Origin of the sequence: uncultured Campylobacter sp. (assembly GCF_937949835.1) — a bacterium.
Lineage (GTDB): Bacteria > Campylobacterota > Campylobacteria > Campylobacterales > Campylobacteraceae > Campylobacter_B.
The window spans coordinates 1-3215 of record NZ_CALEDC010000261.1 but is presented as its reverse complement, the minus strand read 5'-3'; the positions used below and the strand labels follow the sequence as shown (position 1 = coordinate 3215).

The window sequence follows — 3215 nt, the reverse complement described above, 5'->3', positions numbered from 1 at the left end:
AGAATTTGGCGCGGAATTTCATAGTTTGGAATTTCACGCCTAATTTTGCTGCAAATTTTATAATACTCGCAAAATTTCGGTATGCAATCCGTCATAGAATTTTGCCCGTAAATTTAGCGGGTAAAATTTCACGCGGGTTTCGCGGCTTGGGATTTCACGCTGAGTTTTGTAGCTCGAAATTCTGCGTTAAAATTTCGCCACGAAATTTTGAAGTAATTTTACGGCGTCAGTAAAATTTTTGTGTATAGAATTTCGTGCGGAGTTTCGTAGCGCGAGTTTTTGTACTAAATTTTAAGCTTAAAATTCCGCTTTGATTTTGAGCAAATTTATAGCGCTCGCAAAATTTGGGCAGACGAAATTTCGTAGTTTGAAATTTCGAGCTAGAATTTTATCCAAGCTTCGTTGCGTAAGGGTTCAGATAAAATTCTAAGTGTGAAATTTTACGGGGGAAGTTAAATTCCAAACGCGCAATTCAATGAGGTAAAATTTGCCGTAGAACTTCGCTTTGGAGTTTTAAATGCAGAATTTTAAGCATAAAGCTTTGCCGCAGAATTTTAAAACGTGAAATTTTATCGCTAAAACTCTATTTTGAAATTTCAAGATAGGGCTTTAAAATATGAATTTTAGGCTTGAAATTTTATCGCGCCTAGCTTTTTAGCGGTAGCCACAGCATTGCGCTAGTCTAAATTTTATTTCGCCGGGTTTCATGGCAGTGGAATTTATCTGCGAAAGCCTCTGTAGAGTTTATTTGGGATGGAATTTTATCCATAGCGTCGCGGCAAGGAAATTTCTCGCGCAGCTGAAATTTAAGCAGCTGAAATTTAATTCGTATAGGCTGTGGAAGCTAAAGCGGCAAAACCCCTAAGCCTAGGGCTTTTAGGTTTAGGGATTTTACTTTTATACGAAATAAGAAAGGTCGGTAATGAGGTTTTTGATTATTTTGGTGCTTGCATTTGCGGCGTTCGCGCAAGAGAGCAATATGCAAAAATGGGCGAAAGAGATTACCGCGGACGCGCAGATCCCGCAGGATAAGTTTTTGGCGTTTTATCTGAATAAAGATGAGCCTAAGAAAGTGGTTTTCTCTGAAAACGTCGATCGCATCAGCGTCAATTACGAAGGAAATTCCTTTCATGAAATTCCGTCTCCAAATCTTATGGCGTATTGGGTCGGCGAGTTTAATTTCGACGCAGATGTCGAAAAGATGGTGCTAGGAGATTACGGCTGGTCTACGCTAGTAATCGCCGTGGACGGCACGGACGTGCTAGGTGGGACATCTAGCAATCAAAAGCGCCCGCTTACGTATAAATTTAGCAAGGGCAAGCACAAGATCGAAGCGTGGTTTTTAAATGACGCGCATTCCAGCGAGCTTTTCGTGGATTTTAAAGATGTAGAGCCCTTTTATCGTCAAAAAGACGCCGTAGCCAAGATCCCTGCGGATAAGGACTACGACCTGTGGCTGGGCGCGATCTACGAAAGCGCGCAGATGAATAATCGCGTCAAGCTAAATTTAGCCAAATCCGCTAAGCCCATCGTACTACTGCTTAGCTCGTATCGCGCCGTGGAGTGGGAGATCTCAAATCCGCAAAAGAATGAAATTCTAGCCGTGTTAATTTACAACCCCATAAGTAGTGTCCGTGGCGTAAGCGGTGCGCTTTACGTCGAGGACTACAGATACACAGAGGCTGCGGATGGGCTTAAATGCGAGTGCATCTCGGGCAATGTCTTTCACTGCGACGGCAGCGAGATTTATGATATGAACGGGCGCGTAAACGGGATATTTGGCAGAGGCCTAGGGGCGTTTGCCGGCAAGCACGCCGTAAATTCCTTAGATCTGCCGGGGCTTGTTATTACTCCAAAAATTTTAGACGAAAGCAAAGCTCGCCTACTCTCGGTAGAAGCTGACCGCAAGAAATGCGAAAGCACGCCGATGGATGATGTGTTTAGGTAGGATGGAATTTAAAATTTGGAGGAAAAAATGAAAATTTTAAGAGTATTTTTACTGGCTTTTTGCGTATTTCTTGCTTGTGCAAACGCTAACGACACACAAAAATGGGCGAGCGAGATCACAGCGGGCAAGCAGATTCCGGCGGATAAGTTTTTGGCTTTTTACTTAAATAAAGACGATCCGAAAACCGTCGTTTTCTCGGAAACGGTCGAAAATATAAATTTAAATTTCGCTTACGACAAGTTCCACAAAATACCTTCCGAAAAATTTATCGCCTATTGGGTCGGGAATTTCGACTTCAAGCAGGATGTGCAACAGATGATTTTGGCGGATTTTAGTTGGGCGAATTTACGTATTGCGATAGACGGCGAGCAGATATACGACTCCGAAAATGCTAGAAACAAAGCCGTCGTACATAAATTTAGTAAAGGGCGCCACAAGATCGAGGTTTGGTTCGCCAACAATTGGCATACCACTAGCCTTTTGGTGGATTTTAAGGATGAGCCAAATTTTTATAAACAAAGCGAGGTAGCTGCTAAGCTAAAAGGTCAAAATTTCGATATATGGCTAGCTGCCATTTACGAAAGTGATGCGAATGATAATAAAGTAGTCGTCGCGCTAGAAAAATCGAAAAAGCCGCTTGTAGTGATGCTAAGTTCATATAGCGCCGTGCGCTGGGAGGTATCAAATCCGCATAATAATAAAATTCTAGCCGTACTCGTTTTTAATCCGATAAGCAGCATAAATTTGAAAGAAAACGTTTATTTGGTGAATCGTGTATACGATGATAATACCAAAATAAGATGCGATTGTGTTGGCGGCGGATCGGACTTTCACTGCGATGGCGGAGATATAAGTAGCAAAAACGAGCTCATTAAAAAAGATTTTGGACAAAATTTAAGCGGTTTTAGCGGCTCTCACGACGCGATTATGATAAATTTGCCGAGTACTTTGGTGGATGAAAGCGTGTTTGCCAAGGACGCCGAGCTCAAAAAACAAATCGAAATCGATCGTGAAAAGTGCTTAAAAGGCGGTAAAATAAACGATATTTTTAATTAATTCTAGGAGTAAGAATGTCTAAAGAATTTAAAACGATAGAGGAATTGAATGAGCTTATACAGGGCGTGCGAGCAGCCAAGGGCTATCGCGATCCGATCATGTGGGCGGTCGGGCGCGTATTCAAGGGGCGCGCAGATGGGCATAAAAGCTTAAGCGTAAATTACGCGCACGTAAATTTTAAAGATGGACTAGTAAGCGCAGCAGTGCTAAT

General features: G+C 42.3%; 4 protein-coding genes. All 4 read left to right on the top strand.

The genetic code is table 11. The annotated features are described in order from the left end of the window. Nucleotides 1–706 precede the first annotated feature (706 nt). Nucleotides 707–865, top strand: a complete 159-nt coding sequence (locus tag Q0256_RS05930) for a hypothetical protein (protein WP_297961076.1) — start codon at nt 707–709, stop codon at nt 863–865. Between the two features lie 57 nt (nt 866–922). Further along, nucleotides 923–1948, top strand: coding sequence for a hypothetical protein (locus Q0256_RS05925; RefSeq protein WP_297961073.1), 1026 nt, complete (start codon nt 923–925; stop codon nt 1946–1948). Between the two features lie 27 nt (nt 1949–1975). After that, the gene (locus Q0256_RS05920; RefSeq protein ID WP_297961070.1) at nt 1976–3004 is read left to right on the top strand and encodes a hypothetical protein; all 1029 of its coding nucleotides are present in this window, start codon (nt 1976–1978) and stop codon (nt 3002–3004) included. A 14-nt stretch (nt 3005–3018) separates the two neighbouring features. Beyond that, a partial coding sequence (locus Q0256_RS05915) for a tetrahydrodipicolinate N-succinyltransferase N-terminal domain-containing protein (protein ID WP_297961067.1) occupies nt 3019–3215 on the top strand: 197 nt, incomplete at its 3' end.